This window comes from Janibacter sp. CoH_79_TC_3 (genome assembly GCF_058197955.1).
The window spans coordinates 62,845-84,568 of sequence record NZ_JBXWIV010000011.1 but is presented as its reverse complement, the minus strand read 5'-3'; the positions used below and the strand labels follow the sequence as shown (position 1 = coordinate 84,568).

The following is a 21,724-nucleotide window of genomic DNA, read 5'->3' as shown; positions in this document are numbered from 1 at the left end:
TATCAACCTTTAAAACTTATATTTACCCCAACGCCGAAAATACCACCATCAGTACTGGCGCGACAATATTAATAATAAAACCAAAGCTAATCGCCAGCGGCACGACTTTTAGACCACCTGATTGCTGGATAATTGGCAAAGTAAAATCTAAACTGGTCGCACCGCCAAGTCCGACTGAAGCAGATGGATATTTACGCATAAAGACGGGGATAAATATCAACGCAAAAAACTCACGTATCAAGTCATTAAATAACGCCACACTGCCCCAAATCGCCCCATAAGCATCAGTCATGACAATCGCTGATAGCGAATACCAGCCAAATCCTGATGCCAACGCCATTCCCTTAGTCCAAGAGACATCGCTAAACATCAGCGCAAAAATAAGTCCGCCAACCAATACCGATAGCGTAAAGATAATGCTCATCTCCACGCCACGCTTATTTAGCAGCACTTCTTTTAAAGTAATACCCGAGCCTTTTAAGCCAATACCGACCAGTAATATTAATACCATGAGCATTGCGGTCATGGTGTTTTCGGGTGGCATATAATCCGATGGCAACAAATAGCCAATCACAAAGCCTATCACCACACAGATGACTTGAGTAAGGCTGCCGCGAATACTGACACGATGTTCTTTAGATTTTACACTAGGCTTTTTGGCATGCCACGGGCGCAGACGATCGAACAGCATCAGCCCAAATAAGCCCGTCCCAATCGTCAATATCGATAGTATCGTGACATAAAGCGCGATTTCGCCTATTTGGCTGCCAAGCCCTTCGACTTGTGCCAGCTCAATACCAATCAAACCTAGGATGATAAAGACCAAATAAGACAAGCCTTTATCGGCAAGCTTAGTCATGGTTGGGTTTGATGGTATGGCAAAGCCAATAAACATCGGCATTAAGACCAAAACAAGGGTAATCAGGCTTTGCATGTCAGCAGGCTCGTCAGTTTGTAACAAGGCGTTTTTAGGAAGCTGGAGATTGTATCATATCAGGCTATCAATACGGACAATCCCCAAGCAAAATTCGACATGAATGTACCAGTTTAGGGTGGATTAGCAGATGCCTGCTAGTGCATCATCTTTGTTAGATAAAGATAACTGGCTTTGAATTTGTTTGACAGGCTTAGCACGGGAAAGGCTCTGTTTTTTCGGTCTCTCTAGTAGAGGCTCAATCACACTTGTTTTGGCTACAGTTGCTAACTGTGGATAATCCTGACGGTAATGACCGCCGCGGCTCTCAAGACGTTGATAAGCGGACTCGATAACTAAGGTCGCTAATTGTAATTGTCTGGCTAACTGAAATTCCGCCAGCTCATTTAGGCTAGAAGGCAGATTCTTATTATTTGTAGTGGAATGCTTAGATTTATCCAAACCAATATTCCGTTGCCACTGTTGAATTTGTATTAGTGCTTGTGTTAGCTGCTCAGCACTACGGGTGATGCCCATGTTGTTGGTCATCAATATTTTTAGCTGCGCAGTTATTTCGTTAATGTCAGTAACTTTGGTATCAAGATTTAAGCCACGTTTCAGATTGTTATATTGATAAGCATTAAATAAAGGTATGGTAATGGCAGGTAGGGTAATAACCTGAGTGTTTTTAAGGGTTGGCGGTAACCAAATATCAGAAGCTAACTGTTTTAAATTACCATTACTTACCGTTGTATCCATTTTATCTATTGCTGCTAAATAACGTGGCAAGTCAGCGGCGATATTGCGCCCAACTACTACGCACTCTAGTAATGAATTACTCGCTAAGCGATTTGCCCCATGCAGGCCTGTATAAGCGACTTCGCCAGCAGCATAAAGCCCTGACACATCGGTTACGCCATTAGCATCTGTCACTACACCGCCACAGCTGTAATGAGCAGTCGGCGCAACGGGAATAGGTTGTTTTGTGATATCAATGCCAAGCTCTAATAGGGTTTTATAAATCTGCGGAAAATGCTCGCGCAAAAATTCCGCTGGCAAGTGACTGACATCAAGATTGACGTAACCTAGACCGTTATCGTTGATTTGCTCAGCTATGGCACGTGCGACGATATCTCGCGGTGCCAGTTCTGCGCGCTTATCAACATCAAGCATGAAACGCTTACCAGTTTGTGGGCAATATAACCGTCCACCTTCACCGCGTAGCGCTTCTGATATCAAAAAACTACTATCGTCTAAGGCTAAGCCAGTCGGATGAAACTGGATAAACTCTAGATTTGCCAAGCGGCAGCCTGCTTGCCACGCCATCATCACGCCATCGCCGACACAGACGTTCGGCGCGCTGGCACGTTTGAATAATTGCCCTAAACCGCCACTGGCTAAGACAACGGCGCGGCTATGAAAGGTGAGTTTGCGTTGATTAAAGTGATCAAAAACAAGCACGCCTTGGCATTGATTACCTTTACTATCACTCAAAAGGCTCAGTGCTTCATGAAACGGTAACACGGTAATATTACTCGCCGCTTTTACCTTGATTGTTAAAGCTTCCATCACGTGGCGACCGGTTGCATCATCAGCATGCGCTACCCGCCGACAGCCATGACCGCCTTCTTTGGTTAGATGCAAATCGCTGGTCTGTAATGCTGCTAAAGGATTTGCATTATCACGCTGCTGCCTCTCCTGCTTGGGAATCAAGGTAAAGGGTACACCTTGTTCGCACAACCATTGCACAGCTTGTTGTCCGGCGCTTAAAATACTGGTAGTATTATCAGCTTCGCATAATCCTGCGCCAGCGATGAGCGTATCGGCAATATGGTCGGTGATAGAGTCGTTTTTATCTAAGCTTGCCGCGATACCGCCTTGGGCATAATGGCTTGAGCAAACTTCCAATGCCGCTTTGCTTAATACCGTAATATTTAGCGATTTTGGCAAGGCAAGAGCAGTACTTAAGCCGGCAAGTCCAGCGCCAATAATGAGCACGTCTGTCTGTATAATATCCGCAGAATTATGAATATTTGCCTTATCCGCTGACCATACTTCGCTCATATTAGGCCGCTCCCACATTGGAAAATAACTCGCGATCTTTGACAATATCACCGCTCGCGGCCACACGTTGCTTTTGTGATTCGGCAAAATCAAGCATACGTTGTAGTGGCTTTTTGGCTGCTGCTGCCAGCTCATGCGTCATTAATACTTCACCGCTATTATTCATCAAGCATTGCTCGATACCTTTTAAACCATTCATTGCCATCCATGGACAAAAAGCGCAGCTCTTACAGCTGGCGCTTTCACCCGCTGTCGGGGCGGCTAAGAAACGTTTATGTGGCGAGCGCTTTTGCATCTCGTGCAAGATGCCCAAATCGGTAGCAACAATAAAAGTATCGGCATCCATCTCATAAGTCGATTGCAATAGCTTGCTGGTCGAGCCAACCACATCGGCCAGTGCTACGACACTATCGGGTGATTCAGGATGCACTAATACTTTGGCGTTTGGGTGTTCCTGTTTTAATTGCAGCAGCTCAGTGGCTTTAAATTCATTATGCACTAAGCATGAACCTTGCCAGAGCAGCATATCCGCGCCAGTCTCCTGCGCGATATATTTACCCAAATGGCGGTCAGGCCCCCAGATGATTGGTTCACCTTGAGCATGCAAATGACGGACGATATCGATACCAACCGAAGAAGTTACGACCCAATCAGCGCGCGCTTTCACAGCAGCACTGGTGTTGGCGTAAACCACCACCGTACGCTCAGGATGGGCATCACAAAATGCAGAGAATTCATCAGCAGGGCAGCCCAAATCAAGCGAACATTCCGCTTCCAAATCTGGCATGAGTACTGTTTTTTCCATGCTTAGTATTTTTGCCGACTCACCCATAAAACGTACGCCAGCGACGACCAATGTCTGCGCACTATGAGCTTGCCCAAAACGCGCCATTTCGAGCGAATCACCAACACAACCGCCCGTTGCCAATGCTAAATCTTGAATAAAAGGGTCGACATAGTAATGGGCAACTAATACGGCATTATTATCTCTCAATAGCTGCTTAATATTTTCCTCGACCGCTAGACGTTCAGCACGCGGCAAATCCGATGGGATTTTAGCTTTGGCGTATTCGATATTCATCTGAGTCGCAATGCGATTATCAGTGCTCATGATGGGGGCGTCATAGGGATAAGTTTTCATAAGTGCAACCTTTAGTACATTAACGACAAATGAAGTATCGTTAGAAATAAGACAGTTAAATACGGTGAATGAATAAAGTGCTTTAATTATGCTCATTTTGAGCATAAATACAAGTATTTTTTATAATCTTATTCTAAAACGATACATAATTCGTCAAAAATTACCTTGCTGGCTATCTGTTCTATTGCCTTCAATAATGTCTATTTACAACCCAAAGCTATGATAGCTTTCGATTCACGCTATACTAGTCGTGGTTATAAACACTTCATTTTTAAAACTCTCATTTTACGTTTAAACATAATGGAAACCTTTAAAGCCATGACGTTGTCTTATTCGCATTCACATCAACAAGGTGGTGGCACCACAGAAGTGGTCGCCGTGCTGGTAGCGATTACTGAGCACACCGCCCGCGTTTTAACGGTTGACCAAGGCAAGCTATTGCCAAATGGACCATTGATGCCATTACATCGCTCATTGCAAGCGGGCGTACGTCAATGGGTCGAGGAGCAAACACAGCAGCCGCTTGGTTATTTGGAGCAGCTATATACTTTCGTGGATACTAATCGGCGCAACGTCGATGGTCATGCGCTGGTGTATGTCAGCTACCTAGGGTTGGTACAAGAAGCGCAAATGCAGGAGCTGCCAAGCCAAGCATTATGGCGCGATTGGTACGATTATTTTCCGTGGGAAAATCACTTGGATGGTATGCCAAGTATGATTATGAATCATATTGTACCGGCGTTATTAAGCTGGGCTGATAGCGCAGCAAAATTGGTCGTGCAGCAGCGCCGCCTTCAGCGTATTGGTTTATGCTGGGGAATCAGTGAAGAGACTTTAACCATTGATAGTTTCAAAGATACGGACAAAGCACTAAATGCTGATAAAACTTATGAAAATAGAGAATGGGTAGCCGAGCACGTCTTGCTGCGTTATGAGATGCTTTATGAAGCAGGATTAATCCCTGAAGCGCCGACTTATCCGCCCAGTTATCAGCTGCAACTGCCGACAGATTGGTCGCGGTTAATTGGTGTGCCGATGTATTACGACCATCGCCGCGTGATAGCGACTGCTATATCAAGGCTGCGTGCAAAAATTGAATATCGTCCGCTTATTTTTGGTTTGATGACAGATGTGTTTACCTTATCGCAGCTACAACAAAGTGTTGAAGCGTTATCAGGGGTACCTTTACATAAGCAAAACTTCCGCCGTCTGCTTGATACGCAAAACCTTGTTATGGAGACGGGGCAGAGTAGTAGCGCTCAGCGCGGTCGTCCTGCCAAGCTTTATCGCTTTCGTCACGATATCGAGCTACAAAGCTTACTGATGGATAGTAAATTACCTAAACGAAAATAGCATCAACTGCATAAGCCTTTCTATACTAAAGCTAAATACTCATATCAAAGCTAAATCAGATTCGTTAATTTTATAAATTTGCACCCTTTTCTTGCGGGGCTTTGCACTTTGCGCTATATTTATGCTCATTTTGAGTTTAATTAAACAGTATTTATTGCTTTTATAAAGAAAAAGCGCCCGCAGGCGCTATTTAATACGTAGATAGCATGTAAAAAGCTAGTACACAAAAATAAGGGTCAAACATGACAGTTAAACAAGAGCCAGCATTGGCCGAAGTATTACTTAAACCTTTGGTTGAAGCGGCATTAACGGAAGATTTAGGCAGGCGCGGTGATGTGACCTCACAAGCGACTATCCCAGCGGATATGCAAGCGCAACTACAGATTAAAGCTCGGCAAGCAGGCTTGATATGCGGGATGGATTTGGCGCGTTTATCTTTTGCTTTGATTGACGAGCAAATCGAATTTATAGCGCAAGCCCATGACGGTGCAACGGTCGAAGCAGGTACGGTACTGGCAACAGTCCGAGGTAATGCGCGCAATTTACTGACAGCAGAGCGTACCGCGCTTAACTTTATGACTCATCTGAGTGGCATTGCGACAGACACGAAAAAAATCGTTGATAGCGTCGCCGAATATCCGGCGCAAATCACTTGTACTCGTAAAACCATTCCTGGCCTACGTATTGTACAAAAATACGCGGTGCGCTGCGGCGGCGGGCGCAATCATCGTCTAGGATTAGACGATGCGATTTTAATTAAGGACAACCATATTGCTATCGCTGGTGATATAAAGACCGCTATTAAGCAAGCGCAAGATTTTGCAGGTCATCTCATTCCGATAGAAGTCGAAGTCGATACCTTAGCGCAGTTAGAGCAAGCCTTAGAAGCTGGCGTGAGTTTGGTGCTTTTGGATAATATGGCGCCTGAGGTTTTATCGCAGGCGGTCGCGATGTGTAAAGGTCGCGCCAAAACCGAAGCTTCCGGTGGTATCACGCCTGAAACCGTGCAAGCGATAGCAGAGACCGGTGTTGATTTTATTGCCATGGGTTATTTAACCCATAGCACCACGGCATTAGATATTGGTCTTGATTTTAGCGCCTAAGATTAATGGTTGGTCTAAATCGCTACCTAGGCTTATGATTTATTCTTTGGCATAAATCTCGGCTAAACAGGTTATTAAAAGGGCAGATTTGTACGGATATGCTATTGAATTGGTAAGGACGGGAAATTAAGCGAAGTTAATGATTTAATAGGCTTATCTGCCTATGCTACAATGCCGCTGCTACCGATTATAAGGTCATCCTTGCCTGTGCACGATGACCTTATCTTTTGCCTGATTTGACCAATAGATAAGCGAGCGCTCAGTGGATACTGAAATTATTAAGATAATCTTAGCCTTTATGGTACTGATTAATCCCTTCGGCGCCTTGACGTTGTTTTTGGATTCAACTCACGGCTATTCGCTAAATAATCGTCGTAAAGTGGCACGTGTGGCTTGTCTAACTATTTTTATCACCATCAGCTTTTTTACCATAGTCGGTGAGACATTACTAAAAGCTTTGGGTATCTCGATTGGTTCCTTCCAATTGGCAGGCGGTATCTTAGTGTTTTTAATTGCTCTGAATATGATGAATGGTGAAGGGAATCCGGTTAAGCCCGATCAAGAAAACTTTGATGTTGACCATCTGCACGGTGCACCGCCAACGATGGCAGCAGCCGTAGTGCCGATTGCTATTCCCATGATGATTGGACCCGGCGGTATTTCGACGGTGATTATTTATTCATCACAGGTGACTGGCATTTTGCAAGTCTCTGCCATTTTGATAGCTGGGTTATTTATCAGCTTATTTTGTTATTTAGCGTTGATGGCAGCTGGTCGTATCAGTCGTTTATTAGGCGATACAGGGCTAAATATTATGAGCCGAATCATGGGTATGTTACTCGCGGCAGTTGCTATCGAAATTATCGTTAATGGACTACGTACCTTATTTCCTGATTTGATGTAAGTATGATTTTTCTCTGTAATATTTGACTTTACCTCACTCTTTAATGTCACCTCTCGTACAAACTATATTTTCATATATTCAAAACTTTCGGTTTTTAGGCTATGTAGAAAAGCATAGCCTCTAGGTTATTAAGCCACTTCATCTATAATCAAGAAAGCTCGCCTCCTCACCAAAAAAACAAAGATTCTAACTTAAAAGGTTGTTTTATAACTGCTTTTTTAAGTTTTATAGTACTTGCAAAAAATTCAATCAATTACCAAAAGTCTGCTATCAAAACGTCATCCATACAAATATGTTATAATAGGGGTACGACAATATTATAGGAGTTGGTTTTGAGTAAGAAAAGAATTGCAATTTTAGGTGCAGGTCCAAGCGGTTTGGCACAGTTACGTGCCTTTGAAGCGGCTCGTTTAGCTGGGGTAAAGGATTTACCTGAAATAATATGTTATGAAAAGCAAAACGCCATCGGTGGTATGTGGAATTACAGTTGGCGTACTGGTTTAGATAGGAACGGTGAACCCGTGCACGGCAGTATGTATCGCTATTTATGGTCGAATGGTCCGAAAGAATGCTTAGAATTTGCCGATTATTCATTTGATGAGCATTTTGGTGAAGCCATCCCATCGTATCCACCACGTGAAGTCCTAAAAGACTACATCATGGGCCGTATCGATAAACAAGATATCCAAAAATATATTCGCTTTGAGTGCCCCGTACGCTGGGTGTCATTTGATGATGACACGCAAAAATTCACCGTGACGGTGATGAACCATAAAACTGATGAACAAGAAGTAGAAGAGTTTGATTACGTCGTGGTTGCGACCGGTCATTTCTCCACACCAAATATGCCGTATTTTGAAGGCCTAGAAGCCTTCCCAGATCGTATCCTACACGCGCATGATTTCCGTGATGCCTTAGAATTTAAAGATGAAGATATCTTACTGGTTGGTAGTAGCTATTCTGCCGAAGATATTGGTACCCAGTGCTATAAATATGGCACCAAATCTGTGACCATCAGTTATCGTAGTAAACCGCTTGGTTATGAGTGGCCTGAAGGCATTAAAGAAGTGCCGTTAGTGACGCATTTTGAAGACGATGTTGCGCACTTTGCAGATGGTACGAGCCAAAAATTTGATGCCATCATCATGTGTACGGGTTATTTATTCCATTTCCCGTTTATGTCAGATGAGCTACGTTTGCAGACCCACAACTGCTTGTATCCAGCCAACTTGTACAAAGGTATCTTTTGGCAGCCAAATCCAAAGCTGATTTACTTAGGTATGCAAGATCAGTATTTCACCTTTAATATGTTTGATGCGCAAGCATGGTATGCACGTGATGTGATTATGGGTAATATTGAATTGCCCGATTTAGCAGAGCGTGAAGAAGACGAGAAAAGATGGCTCGCTACTTATGCCAAATGCGTGACGGTTAGTGATTCAATTGACTTTCAAGCCGCTTATATTCGTGACTTGACCAATGGTACTGATTATCCAGAATTTGCGGTTGAAAAGCAGGGCGAAATTTTAAAAGAATGGCAAAGAGATAAAGCCGAGAACATCATGACCTTTAGAGAAAAGGCCTATCGTTCTACTTTGACCGGAACCATGTCACCTGAGTTGCCAGAACCATGGTTAGACATTCTTGATGATTCGCTTGAGCACTTTTTAAATTTAACCTTTGTTAAACCTAAAAAGCGCAAAAAAGTATCCTAAGTTCTAGATATAACAAACAAGAAAACCAAATACGTTTCATAGCGTATTTGGTTTTCTTGTTTTTAACGCCTAATTTTTTTAATTACTGCCTATAGTTTTAATAGTGGGTTTTAACTTTTATACAAATGCCAAGCCAAATATAGCATTAATATACCTACCAAAGCATCGAGGATATTCCATGCTTTTGGTTTGGCAAATAAGGGTTTAAGTAGTCGTGCTCCGTAGCCCAATGCAAAGAAGAAAAAGAACGAAGCGCTGACTGCACCGACTGCAAATGCTAATTTGCTACTAGCACTGGTTGAAACCATGCCAACGAGCACCAATGTATCTAGATAGACGTGTGGATTAAGCCAAGTAAAGCCAAAACATAATAACAGTGCTTTTTTCAAACTGGTTACGACTTGACCATCGACGGTAAGCGCATGTGATAGGCGTACACTGGCATACAAGCTTTGCAATCCATAGCCTAGCAAAAATACGACGCCAGAAAATTTCGCGATATTGATAACTTGTGGATATTGGGCCGTAACCGCCCCAAAGCCGCCAACACCAGCAGAGATTAAAATCGCGTCACTGACGGCACAAAATAAGCAGACGAAAAATATGTGTTCGCGTTTTAGTCCTTGTTTGAGCACAAAGGCGTTTTGTGAACCAATGGCGATAATCAAGGATAAACCAAGCAAAAAACCCGCACTATAATCGGTGATATTCATGATGGTTGGCTTATCCTTTAAGAATCAAAACGGTGACGTTTGCTTACTGGCAGTGCCGAAAAAAGCTGTTAAGATAAGTGATAAAACGGTCGAATGCAATATGTGTGCTGCAATAGGTACTAAGAAGCCACCAGCTGTCAATAAAGAATAAGTGAGGAGCAGGGCGCGTCATGGTTATAAGTTTGACAAGAATGCTACAGTCGTTTGGGCAAGCCCAAGATGACCTGCCAACCATCGCTGCCAAAAATGCTCAGCAAGCTGCTGCTAGGCGCATTGCTACTAACACTGCTACTAATAACATTGGGCGTAATAGCAAGGGTAAGAAGCAGGAAGAGGTCAATTCTCCAGCACTTAAAGCTGCAACTTCTAATGCTTCACCGCTTACCGAGCCGCAGCGTACCGAACGTATTTGTGATGCCTTAGCACAAGTGAGTGATATCCGAACGCCGACACCATTGACCGATCGCTATCTATCTAATCGCGCCCAAATGCGCCCGACCAATAGACCTCCTTTTGACCCAGATACTTTATGGTATCTCAAACATGGACGCTGTCCGATTATGACTGAGCTAGTTGATGTGGTTGACGAAGCCACCCTAAACGCCATGCCGATTGAAGCGGTCGCCATATTAGACCGAATTAATAGTAAGCTAAAGCGCTACCGTGAGTGGAGTAGCGAGCTCAATGCTGAGCAACAACAGCAACATAATGAGCGCCAGTTTGTTATCGATAAGCTGGTGTCCGAAAGTATTCCTGAGGCGCTACATCACTATGAGCAGCTACAACGTTTTAGCCCTCATCGTACTAAGACTAATGTCGTCCAAGGAAAAATGACCGCCGGTGATATGTTGACGGATTTGTTTTTAGAAATTGATTACGAGCTTGATGAGTTACTAGACGAATTACATCAAACAGTGATGAATAAACTGGCTTCAACGCACCGTTATGTCAAAAGTCGTACTCAAAGCTAATTCTTATTTAGAAACTTTATCTAAAGACAGTTAGTGTTTTTAAACACAATCGGCTCAATACATAACAATATAAGGCTTTAATACAGCCTTATCTTTTTGTTTAATAATAACCATTAAATATTTTATAAAATAACAATAATTTTGCCAAACGTTCCTGCTGAATATTTTTGCTAAGCATTTTTACTAAATAACAAGGATACCCTAATGACCCAACTGACTGCGATGTTCGTGATGTTTATTTTATATGGCGTACTGCCAGCAGCTGGGTTGTACCTTGGGTATCGTGGTATCAAAAAAGTCACAGCGCCCAAAATGCTTGAGTATAAAGCGATGCCACAATTGGGTTATATTCCTGAAAAAAGCTTGCCAGTTGAGGTCAAAACAGCGCTCGATCAAATTAACGATAAGGGTGAAAAGCTGCGTGTCATTTATGGTGATACCAATAACGATGGTAAAATCGATGACAAAGATACTGTCAATGAAACCTATGTTATGATTCAAAATCTAATGGATAGGCATGTGCCACTGGCAGTGGCTGACTATCGCCGTTTGCATGACTTAGATGTGGGGGATGGCGCACTTGCTGACACGACTAAAATTAAGCACTCTGATGTCACGGGTAAAGAAGCGCTATTAGAAGTGCTTAGCACAATTAATACCCAGTTTGATGACTTGCTAAACGCCTCTTATCATCAAGATGGGCAAAAGCTGCTTGCGACCAATCGATATTTACAGCAGCGTTTCAATAGTTCTGCGGATAATCAAGAGGTTCAAAAGCTTACCAACAGTGAGGATACTGTTAATAGTAATGTAGATATCAAAGCGATTGATAGTCCAACTGATAGCAGAAGCGAGAGCAACACTGAACATATTAAACTGTAAATGCTCAGTCTCATGATTAAACGATAAAGAGTAAGTAAGTGTCTATGAGTATTTTAATCGGTATTGGGATTGTGACGACGGTAACTACCATTTATTTAGGTAGAAAGAGCTGGCACGTATTGCATAAAATGGTTGGTATTACTCCAGGTGTGCTCACATATCAGCATGATAATACGCCATTGCCATTGCCATTGCCGTTAACTTCTAGCAATTGGCAACAGTTAAATTTAAATAAAAAGCATTTAAAATTTTTGCCAGATAACCAAATACGTCAATTACATCGTATCGATGAAAAGGTCAGCAACTATCAATCTTATCAAAAGACCTTACAGGCTCAAAATAAAACGCTTGCGGTCACAGAGCAGCAGTTTGTGTTAAATAAGATGCTACATACTCGTTTACCTGAAATGCTAGCCAGTCATTATCAGATAGTGAGTATAAATAGAAGTAATAACGAGTCGAATCAGCAAAAAAAAGCTGAAGCCAGTGAATTATTGCAAGAGGCATTAAGTAATATAGAGCAGCGTCAAGATGACCTATTAAAGCAAGTAGAGGTTCGGCAGCTACAAGAGTTAAGAGTGATGAACAGCTATATTAATAGTCATGATAGCTAAGGCTTAAGTTAGTAGGGTTATTAAGAAACGCATAAAGAAGCGATCAGTGAATGAATCATTGACCGCTTTTTTATTATTAACTATAAATTTATAAAAAATTTACAGGGATTTCAAACTAACGCTTATCGTTGCGGTCACGAGTATTACGTGTACCGCGGCTGGCAGGGCTACCGCTACTTTTTGGTTTGGTGCTACTACTAGTACTATTACGATTATCGCCACGAGTGTCCGTACGACGTGCTTTAAGCGGCTTGTTTTTAATACGTTCTTGCTTCTCTTTAGCCGCACCATGCAAACCAGTACCATGACGTGGGCGTAAGCTCACCAAATCTGTCAAGGTATTAATTTCCTTTTTGTCTAGCTCTAAGAAACGACCGGTACGTAGCTCTTTTGGCAATACGATCGTACCGTAACGCGTACGCAGTAGACGGCTCACTTTAAGACCTTGTGATTCAAACAAACGACGTACTTCGCGGTTACGACCTTCTTTTAGCCTGACGTGATACCACTTATTGACGCCTTCACCGCCGCCTTCTTTGATATCTTCAAACTGTGCCATGCCATCTTCTAACATGACACCAGACGTTAGCGTACGAGCGATGTCTGGTGTCACTTCACCTAATACACGTACTGCATATTCACGCGTCACTTCGCTAGAAGGGTGCATCAGGCGATGCGCCATTTCACCATCGTTGGTAAATAATAATAGACCAGTAGAATTAATATCCAAGCGGCCAACCATTACCCAGCGATCATGAGTCAGCTTTGGTAAGCGTTCAAATACCGTTGGACGACCTTCTGGATCATTAGCCGAGCACACTTCGCCCTCAGGCTTGTAATAGGCTAAGACACGACGACGCTTTTCATTTTCGGCAGTGTATTTGATCTGACGACCATCAACACGAATCTCATCGCCTTGTTCAACACGGTCGCCGATAGTCGCAGGACCATTATTAACGGTTACGCGACCTGCCTTGATTACTTCTTCCATCTGACGACGTGAACCAAGTCCCATACGGGCGAGGGCTTTTTGGAGTTTTTCATCTTTCATAACGATATCCTTGAGTCGGTGGGTTTACATTTCTCAATGTATAAATTTGGACTGACTATTATACGCTATTTAACAAAGCTATGTTTAAGAGAAATTTTTTAAGGCTGACTGTTGCGTAATAAGCTTTCATTTATATAGCTAACAGCTGTATTCAATAAGTCTATTTAGAATTTACAGAGTTGGAATATAACTTAATGTTACTCTTAAGTGGATTTCACCAAAAAATTTACCTTATCTGTTTAATCTTTAACCACCTATGTTATTATGGCTTTGTTTTTTTGTGCATAGTATGTGCGTTTTAGTATGGCTGTCTTTTCTCTCATTGCTAGACATTACTTATATCTATGATTTATAAAGGTCTTTTTATGTTTTTCAATTCATCAAAGCTATTAAGTTTAACGTGTCTGCTAATGATTAGTTTGGTTTCCAGCTGTGCTAGCGTTAATTCAGGATTACAAGCAGGTCAGTTACCGTCAAACGGTGTATATATTGCTGAAAATGGTTTGCATTTTAATGTTAAACCGCTAAATCTGGCAACTTTGCCACCTAAGCAAGCGGTTGCAGTCGCTCCTAGTAGTGACTTAGCGCGTTTAATAAAAACATCTGGTCGAGTAGATTATCGTATTGCTGAAGGAGATATTCTCGGTATCACCCTTGTCGGTTATCCTGAAATTGCGCCTCCGTTAACCAACAGTAGTAATACTGCCAATCCTTACGCAATAGGTTTTCCTATTGATCAGCAGGGCTTTGTACAGTTTCCGCTCATCGGGCGTATTAAAGCCGCTGGTTTGAGTGTGCCGCAGTTTACCGCGAACCTGCAGAGTCAGTTACAACGCTATCTTAAGTTCCCAGATCCACAGGTTAAAATTGTTAACTACCGTGGCAACAAATTCTTTATTGATGGTGAAGTCAAACAGCCTGGAGAATTTGCGATTGCTGATGTTCCAGTGTCGCTGTATGGCGCGATTTCTATGGCGGGTGGTGCAACGCCTACGGGTGATTCAAATAATGTTGTGCTGAATCGAAGAGGAACCAGTTACAATATTGGACTACAGTCATTACGTCAAATGGGTGCTTCGGCCAATCAAATTTACCTTCAAGATGGCGATTCTATTCATGTTAATAGTCAAGACCGCAACAAGGTATACGTTTTAGGAGAATTTGGCCAAGTAGAGCCGGTACCTATTCGTGAGCAAGGTATTAGTTTAGCCCAAGTCATGGGTGAGTCAAAAGGTCTCAATTCCAGCACCGCCAATGCCGCCAAAATATATGTTGTGCGTGATAATCTAAATACGCGAGTGACAGATATCTACTATGTGGATATGCAAACCATTACCAGTTTTGCGCTTGCTAATCGGTTTGAGATGCAAGCTAATGACATTGTATATGTTGACCCAACTGGCTTGACACGTTGGAATCGTGTTATCAGTGCCATACTACCATCGACTTCAGCAATTAGTATTCTTTCAGGTTTATAGGTAATAATAATCATGGCATTTGATAATATTTTAGTGGTATGTGTTGGTAATATTTGTCGTAGCCCCATGGCAGAAGCATTATTAAAGCAACGTTACCCTAATAAGAATATTGACTCTGCAGGTGTTGGCGCGTTAGTCGGGCATCCTGCGGATCCTGCTGCGTTAGAAATCATGAATCAGCAACAGCTTGATGTCACCAATCATGTCGCAAAACAAATCGATGAAAGTTTGGCAAAAAAGGCTGATATTATTTTTACTATGTCAGATGGTCAAACGAAATGGATCGAAGAGCGTTGGCCGTTTTGCCGTGGTAAAACCTTTAAGTTGGGTCATTGGAAAGATAAAGATATTGCAGACCCTTATAAGCATGAGAAGAGTGCATTTGAGACAGCATATCAAGACATTGTAGATAGTCTAGAACAGTGGTCAGAAAAAATTAGCTAAAAAGTTGCTATTAAACGACTAACCTTAAGTGATGAACATACCGTTATGAATACAGATTCAAAAAATTTATCAAACTCTGCCTCTAAAGAAGATAATGATGAAATTGATCTTATGGCGCTGCTATTTGCTATCTTGCGCGGCTGGAAGATCATTGTTTTTTTTGCGATATTGGGCTTGATAGTTGGTGTTTTATATAGCAGGTATGTAAATCCTACTTTTAGATCAGATGCGATTATTCAAATTGAAGAAAACTCTAAAGGTGCAGCTGCTCTAGGTGCTGATATCTCAGAGCTAATCGGTTCGCAAGCAAGTAAAGCAGAAGCCGAAGCCGAGCTGATAAGATCTCGTATGATATTAGAGCCTGTGGTTAATTTATTACATTTACGCATCCGACTTTCCGACCCTAATGTTAGCGCTATTGATAGAATTAAAAGTAATAGCACTGATACTCAAATCAATAAACCTGAAGGCGTGTCTCTTAAAACTGAGGACGGTAAAGTCGAGATCAGTCAGTTTAATGTGTCACAAGAGTATTTAAATCAGCCTTTTACCTTAACGCGCTCTGCGACAGGGTTTGTGTTAAGTAATGACTTTGATGATTTCAAAGGGGAGATTGGTAAGGCTCATCAATTTAAAGGAACGGATGGTCAGATTCAAATCACGGTTAATGATCTGCCAGCTGATGGATATCCAGTTAATATTACTAAGCAATCTCTCCAAACAACGACAGAGCAGATGAATACTTATTTATCTGTGGTTGAAAAGGGTAAACAGACTGGTATTATTCAGCTTTCTATGACTGGTGCTAACCAGCAGCAGACTAGCTTGATATTAAAACAAATCGTCTTATCCTATATTGATCAAAATCAGTCTCGTGGCTCTGAAGAAACGACTAAAACCATTAGTTTTATGGAAACTCAGATTCCAAACCTAAAGAAAAAGCTGGAAGATTCTGAAGCAATATTTAATGAGTTTCGCAAAAAATATGGCACTATTGATGTAAGTAAAGAAGCCGAATTACTATTAACAGAAAGCTCACAAATTGATGTCCAACTTAATGAGCTTAGACTCAAGAAAGCGGATCTTACGACCTACTATACGGAAGAGCATCCACTAGTTATTCAAATCAATGAGCAGTTAGAAGTGTTGAATACTAGAAAGCAGGATATAGATGATACTATTGTAGGCTTGCCTGAGATTCAAAGAGAGTTTTTACAATTATCAGCTGATAGTGCTATTAACAGAGAGATTTATTTAACTCTACTCAAAAACTATGAGCAGCTAAAAATCGTTAAAGCTGGCCAAATTGGTTTTGCCCGTATTATTGATCTGCCTATCAACAACTTTAAAGCGATTGCGCCCAAAAAGTTGTTGATAGTAATCTTGGCTACGCTTTTAGGGTCGATGCTTGGAACGATGCTCGTACTGCTTAAGAACATGCTTAGAAATGTGGTTAAAGACCCTGAGCGTTTAGAGGCCAAGACTGGTGTACCTGTGGTAGCTACAATCCCACGCTCTCCACTATTAACAAGATTACGTAAGAGTAATAAGAATGCGCCTAATCGTTTGCTTGCTTATGTCGATCATAATAGTTTGAGCTATGAGGCAATCAAGAGCTTAAGAACAAATCTAATGTTTGGTATGCCAGCGCAAGGCCGAGCGGGTCAAAGAGCGAAAGTGATACTAATTACTGGTGAAAGTCCTGGTGTTGGTAAGTCTTTTATCTCTTCTAACTTGACAGAGGTATTTGCTCAGTTGGATAAAAAAGTTCTGATTATGGATGCTGATATGCGCTTGGGTGAGCTGCATAAGATGTTTAGTATGAGTCAGGATAATGGTCTAGGAGATTATTTATCACAAGATAAGACTCATTTATCTAAAGATAACGCTCAAGTCTCAAAAGTTGTTGCCAGTCAAGAAATGAATGACTTAGCAGGCTTTATTCATGCGACTGGTATAGATAATATTGATTTTATGCCACGAGGTCAGCATCCACGTAATCCGGCATCATTATTGGCTAATGGTAGTTTCGATCATTTAATGAAACAACTAAATTTGCATTATGATTATATAGTCATTGATTCGCCACCTGTATTGGCTGCTTCTGATGCTATGATTTTATCGCAGTATGCAGATAAAGTGTTAATGGTGGCTCGCTATGATAAGTCTATAGAAGGTCAGGTAGTTTATGCGGTTAATCAGATGAATAAAGCCAATATCAAAGTAGATGGTATTATCTTAAATGATGTACAGCAGGGATTACTAAGTAAGTACAGCTATCATTATAGTTATGCCTATGGCAATAACAATTAGATGTTACTTGATAGAAGTATAGTGCTTCAAATATTAATGCTTGAATAAAATAGTTGTTTGTTATGTCAATAGACCCATTAGCCTCATCCAAATCGCATAATGCTAACGCTATAATATCTACTAGTCTTGCTGAGAGTAGTGCTAAGTTTTTGCTTAGCCTACCTAGAAGCGTTAAGCGTAGTATTTTAATGTTGGCTGACTTTATTATGTCAGCCGTTTGTCTATTCTTCGCCATTGCAGCAAGGTATGGATATATAGACCATCATGTAAGCTTATTTGTAATAAGTCTGAGTGCGTTGATGCCAGTCTTATGCTTATACGCTATTGGGTTTTATAATGGCGTAGCTAGAGGTTTTTTTGATGCAATGATGGGTAGCGTATTGCAGCTATTCTTTGTACTTATTATCATCGCCCAGACCATTCTTTATTTTAAACTCCTTCCTGATGTGCCACGTGCCGTACCCATTTTATATTTGTTTCTATTCTTTATATGGTTGTGGAATAGTAGGCTTACTATCCGTGAGCTTCTAACTCGGCTACAAGGTAAAAGCCAACAAAGCGCTAGAAATGAAGATGGTTATGAGAATATCGTTATTTATGGTGCGGGAGAGGCTGGAAGGGATTTATTAGAAGGTTTAAGAAACTCACATAAATATAATGTCGTGGCTTATATCGATGATGATCCACAGCTTAGCGGTGCTTATTTACTCGGCAAAAAGATTTATCCTGCTTATGAGTTAGTAAGCTTAGTAGAAGAATTGGATATTGCGCAAGTATTTTTGGCTATACCTTCTATTAGCCGCGCGCAAAAACGCCAAATTATAGATAAACTCTCAGGCATTGCGATAAAAATAAAAGAATTGCCTAGCTTAGAGGAAATCGCTGATGAAAAAGTGACCGTTAGTAGCATGCGCAAAGTAGACATCTTAGATGTACTAGATCGACAGACTGTCGAGCCTGATGCAAAATTGCTTCAGATGAATATTAAAGATAAGTGCGTGTTGGTCACTGGTGCTGGTGGGTCTATTGGTAGCGAGTTATGTCGTCAAGTAATTAAAAATAAACCTAAATGCCTTGTACTCTATGAACTTTCTGAGTTTGCGCTTTATAGTATCCATCAAGAACTGACTATCAAACAAGCTAATACGCCAGCGTATAAAGATATTAAAATTGTTGCTGTTATCGGTAACGTCACCAATGAATCGAACCTGCTTAGAATACTGAAACTCCATAATATACAAACGGTTTATCATGCAGCCGCCTATAAACATGTACCTATGGTTGAATACAACCCTTTCGAAGGCGTTATTAATAATACTAAAGGTACTTATCATTGCGCCCGAGCTGCTATCCAAGCCAATGTCGAAACTTTCGTACTTATCTCGACTGATAAAGCAGTAAGACCGACCAACGTGATGGGTGCCTCTAAGCGCTTGGCAGAACTGGTCTGCCAAGCGCTAAGCCAGACAGATAGCCAAACTTGTATCAGTATGGTACGTTTTGGTAATGTCCTAGGCTCGTCAGGGTCTGTAGTACCGTTGTTTACCAAGCAGATCGAACAAGGTAAGCCAATTACTGTTACCCATCCTGATGTAACTCGTTATTTTATGACGATTCCAGAGGCGGCAAATCTAGTTATCCAAGCGGGTGCAATGGCATCAGGCGGTGAAGTATTTGTGCTTGATATGGGCGATCCGGTTAAGATTGTCGATTTGGCACAGCGAATGATTCATTTAAGTGGTTTTGATATAAAAGATACTGCCCATCCTGAAGGTGATATCGAAGTAATCTTTACAGGACTTAGAGCCGGAGAAAAGCTTTATGAGGAGTTGATTATTGGTGAGGATAACGTCGAATTCACTGATCATCCGCTTATCATGCAAGCGATAGAGCATAGCTTTCCATTGGATGAGCTTGAATCAGTATTGTTTGAGCTGACTGAAAAGCAAAAACAATTCGATGTCCCTTGGCTAAAGCAGCAGTTTAAGCAGTATGTAGATGGCTATAAAGAAAATACAGAATAAATAACATGAAGCGATTTAAAGAAATGAATATAAATCTATACTTTAAATACTAAGCAATAAACGTCTTAAAGCGCTCATTTAATTTTTAGCTTTAAAAGAATAGGTTTTTTTATGAAAATACTAGTTACAGGCGGCGCAGGCTTTATCGGTTCTGCTGTTATTCGTCATATTATCCATAATACGGATGACGAAGTCTTAAACATTGATAAATTAACCTATGCGGGTAACTTAGAGTCACTCAAAGACATTGATCAGAGTGCTAGATATAATTTTCAACAGATTGATATCTGTGACAAAGAAGCGCTAGAGCAAGCTTTTAATAGTTTTCAGCCTAATCTTGTGATGCATTTAGCAGCAGAGTCACATGTGGATCGCTCTATTGATGGCCCTGCTGAATTTATTAATACCAATATCGTAGGTACTTATCATTTATTAGAGGTTGCACGTCAATACTGGCAAAGGCTTAATGATACAGATAAAAAGCAATTTAAGTTTCACCATATTTCTACCGATGAAGTCTATGGCGATTTAGAAGGCACGACGGATTTATTTACTGAAACTACCCCTTATGCACCAAGTTCACCTTACTCGGCGTCCAAAGCTAGCTCTGACCATTTGGTTCGTGCCTGGCATCGTACTTATGGTTTTCCTATTTTAGTTACTAACTGCTCTAATAATTATGGTCCTTACCATTTCCCTGAAAAACTCATTCCGTTAGTTATTTTAAATGCTCTAGATAGCAAAGCGTTGCCTATTTATGGTAAAGGCAATCAAATACGTGATTGGCTGTATGTCGAAGATCATGCGCATGCTCTATACAAAGTGGTCACTGAAGGAAAAGTGGGTGAGACTTATAATATCGGTGGGCATAACGAAAAACAAAATATCGAAGTAGTCAAAACCATTTGTCACATCTTAGATGAGCTAAAACCACAGGCAAATGGTCAGCCGTACGAATCATTAATTACGTTTGTAAAAGACCGCCCAGGACATGACTTGCGCTATGCTATTGATGCCAGAAAAATTGCCAATGAATTAAATTGGACACCGACAGAGACGTTTAATAGTGGTATTAGAAAAACGGTCGAATGGTATTTGAATAATATGGAGTGGTGCAGCCGCGTTCAAGATGGCAGCTATCAACGTGAAAGACTAGGAGCAGGTGAATAAATGAATACAAAAGGTATTATTTTAGCAGGCGGTTCAGGTACGCGTCTTTACCCAATTACTAAAGGCGTCTCTAAGCAGCTGCTACCTATCTATGATAAACCAATGATTTATTATCCGTTGTCTGTATTGATGCTCGCAGGTATCCGTGAGGTGCTTATCATTAGCACACCAGATGACATTGATGGCTTTAAGCGTCTATTAGGCGATGGTAGCGATCTGGGCGTTGATATCAGTTATGCGGTTCAACCAAGCCCTGACGGTTTAGCCCAAGCCTTTATTATCGGTGAAAATTTCATAGGTGATAGTAATGTCTGCTTGGTTCTTGGTGACAATATATTTTACGGTCAAGGGTTTACGCCTCTATTGAAGCAGGCAGTTAATCGTCAAAAAGGCGCAACTGTCTTCGGCTATCAAGTTAAAGATCCAGAGCGTTTTGGCGTAGTAGCATTTGATGAAAATAAGTGCGCTATTTCGATAGAAGAAAAGCCTGTCAAGCCTAAATCTAATTATGCAGTAACAGGTTTATATTTCTATGATAACGATGTCATAGAGATTGCGAAAAAGGTAAAGCCTTCTGATCGAGGCGAAGTCGAGATTACTACCGTCAATCATATGTATATGGAACGTGGTAATCTAAATGTGGAGCTATTAGGTCGTGGTTTTGCTTGGCTAGATACAGGTACACATGAGAGCTTATTAGAAGCTGCACAATTCGTTGAAACTATTGAAAAGCGTCAAGGCTATAAAGTGGCCTGTTTAGAGGAGATTGCTCTCAATAACGGCTGGTTGACCAAACAACAAGTGGCTGAGATTGGTCAAACGATGAGTAAAAATGCATATGGTCAGTATTTATTAGATTTAGCGAAGTAAT

18 protein-coding genes are annotated in these 21,724 nt (G+C 41.3%); 13 read left to right on the top strand and 5 right to left on the bottom strand.

Annotation, left to right across the window (positions count from 1 at the left end):
- Positions 1-22: 22 nt before the first annotated feature.
- From AC2FA3_RS10355 to nadA, 3 genes are all read right to left on the bottom strand, one after another.
- The gene (locus AC2FA3_RS10355) at positions 23-934 is read right to left on the bottom strand and encodes a LysO family transporter (protein WP_490509491.1); all 912 of its coding nucleotides are present in this window, start codon (positions 932-934) and stop codon (positions 23-25) included.
- A gap of 123 nt (positions 935-1,057) precedes the next feature.
- Positions 1,058-2,977 (bottom strand): L-aspartate oxidase, encoded by a 1,920-nt coding sequence (nadB, locus tag AC2FA3_RS10350; RefSeq protein WP_490509490.1) that lies wholly within the window; start codon positions 2,975-2,977, stop codon positions 1,058-1,060.
- A 1-nt stretch (position 2,978) separates the two neighbouring features.
- A complete protein-coding gene (nadA, locus tag AC2FA3_RS10345) occupies positions 2,979-4,118 on the bottom strand; it encodes a quinolinate synthase NadA (protein WP_490509489.1) in 1,140 nt (379 codons plus the stop codon).
- A 300-nt stretch (positions 4,119-4,418) separates the two neighbouring features.
- Between nadA and AC2FA3_RS10340 the strand changes: the two genes are divergently transcribed.
- The 4 genes from AC2FA3_RS10340 to AC2FA3_RS10325 all read left to right on the top strand — a co-directional run bounded on the left by AC2FA3_RS10340 (position 4,419) and on the right by AC2FA3_RS10325 (position 9,193).
- Positions 4,419-5,471, top strand: coding sequence for an NUDIX hydrolase (locus tag AC2FA3_RS10340; RefSeq protein WP_490509488.1), 1,053 nt, complete (start codon positions 4,419-4,421; stop codon positions 5,469-5,471).
- A gap of 242 nt (positions 5,472-5,713) precedes the next feature.
- Entirely contained in the window at positions 5,714-6,574 is an 861-nt protein-coding gene (gene nadC / locus AC2FA3_RS10335) for a carboxylating nicotinate-nucleotide diphosphorylase (protein WP_490509487.1), read from the top strand.
- A gap of 262 nt (positions 6,575-6,836) precedes the next feature.
- Entirely contained in the window at positions 6,837-7,478 is a 642-nt protein-coding gene (locus AC2FA3_RS10330) for a MarC family protein (RefSeq protein WP_490509486.1), read from the top strand.
- Between the two features lie 332 nt (positions 7,479-7,810).
- Entirely contained in the window at positions 7,811-9,193 is a 1,383-nt protein-coding gene (locus AC2FA3_RS10325; RefSeq protein ID WP_490509485.1) for a trimethylamine monooxygenase, read from the top strand.
- A 110-nt stretch (positions 9,194-9,303) separates the two neighbouring features.
- On the opposite strand, the gene AC2FA3_RS10320 is transcribed toward AC2FA3_RS10325, so the two are convergent.
- Complete coding sequence (locus tag AC2FA3_RS10320) at positions 9,304-9,906, bottom strand: LysE/ArgO family amino acid transporter (protein ID WP_490509484.1); 603 nt, start codon at positions 9,904-9,906, stop codon at positions 9,304-9,306.
- Positions 9,907-10,088: 182 nt separating this feature from the next.
- On the opposite strand from AC2FA3_RS10320, the gene AC2FA3_RS10315 reads away from it, so the two are divergent.
- The 3 genes from AC2FA3_RS10315 (at position 10,089) to AC2FA3_RS10305 (ending at position 12,373) form a co-directional block, all read left to right on the top strand.
- Positions 10,089-10,877, top strand: a complete 789-nt coding sequence (locus AC2FA3_RS10315) for a hypothetical protein (RefSeq protein WP_490509483.1) — start codon at positions 10,089-10,091, stop codon at positions 10,875-10,877.
- 204 nt (positions 10,878-11,081) lie between these two features.
- Entirely contained in the window at positions 11,082-11,759 is a 678-nt protein-coding gene (locus tag AC2FA3_RS10310) for a hypothetical protein (protein WP_490509482.1), read from the top strand.
- Positions 11,760-11,803: 44 nt separating this feature from the next.
- Positions 11,804-12,373 (top strand): hypothetical protein, encoded by a 570-nt coding sequence (locus tag AC2FA3_RS10305; protein WP_490509481.1) that lies wholly within the window; start codon positions 11,804-11,806, stop codon positions 12,371-12,373.
- 115 nt (positions 12,374-12,488) lie between these two features.
- Here AC2FA3_RS10305 and rluB read toward each other — a convergent pair whose 3' ends face one another.
- Positions 12,489-13,424 (bottom strand): 23S rRNA pseudouridine(2605) synthase RluB, encoded by a 936-nt coding sequence (gene rluB, locus AC2FA3_RS10300; RefSeq protein WP_490509480.1) that lies wholly within the window; start codon positions 13,422-13,424, stop codon positions 12,489-12,491.
- A 365-nt stretch (positions 13,425-13,789) separates the two neighbouring features.
- Here rluB and AC2FA3_RS10295 point away from each other — a divergent pair, with 365 nt between their 5' ends.
- The 6 genes from AC2FA3_RS10295 to rfbA all read left to right on the top strand — a co-directional run bounded on the left by AC2FA3_RS10295 (position 13,790) and on the right by rfbA (position 21,723).
- Positions 13,790-14,902: a polysaccharide biosynthesis/export family protein gene (locus AC2FA3_RS10295; protein WP_490509479.1), complete on the top strand. Its 1,113-nt coding sequence runs from the start codon at positions 13,790-13,792 to the stop codon at positions 14,900-14,902.
- Positions 14,903-14,914: 12 nt separating this feature from the next.
- Positions 14,915-15,346, top strand: coding sequence for a low molecular weight protein-tyrosine-phosphatase (locus AC2FA3_RS10290; protein WP_490509478.1), 432 nt, complete (start codon positions 14,915-14,917; stop codon positions 15,344-15,346).
- Between the two features lie 45 nt (positions 15,347-15,391).
- Complete coding sequence (locus AC2FA3_RS10285) at positions 15,392-17,659, top strand: polysaccharide biosynthesis tyrosine autokinase (protein WP_490509477.1); 2,268 nt, start codon at positions 15,392-15,394, stop codon at positions 17,657-17,659.
- 62 nt (positions 17,660-17,721) lie between these two features.
- Positions 17,722-19,683 carry a polysaccharide biosynthesis protein gene (locus tag AC2FA3_RS10280; protein ID WP_490509476.1) on the top strand — a complete coding sequence of 654 codons (1,962 nt, stop codon included), beginning with the start codon at positions 17,722-17,724 and terminating at the stop codon, positions 19,681-19,683.
- A gap of 111 nt (positions 19,684-19,794) precedes the next feature.
- The gene (gene rfbB / locus AC2FA3_RS10275; protein ID WP_490509475.1) at positions 19,795-20,853 is read left to right on the top strand and encodes a dTDP-glucose 4,6-dehydratase; all 1,059 of its coding nucleotides are present in this window, start codon (positions 19,795-19,797) and stop codon (positions 20,851-20,853) included.
- Positions 20,854-21,723 carry a glucose-1-phosphate thymidylyltransferase RfbA gene (rfbA, locus tag AC2FA3_RS10270; RefSeq protein ID WP_490509474.1) on the top strand — a complete coding sequence of 290 codons (870 nt, stop codon included), beginning with the start codon at positions 20,854-20,856 and terminating at the stop codon, positions 21,721-21,723.
- Position 21,724 lies beyond the last annotated feature (1 nt).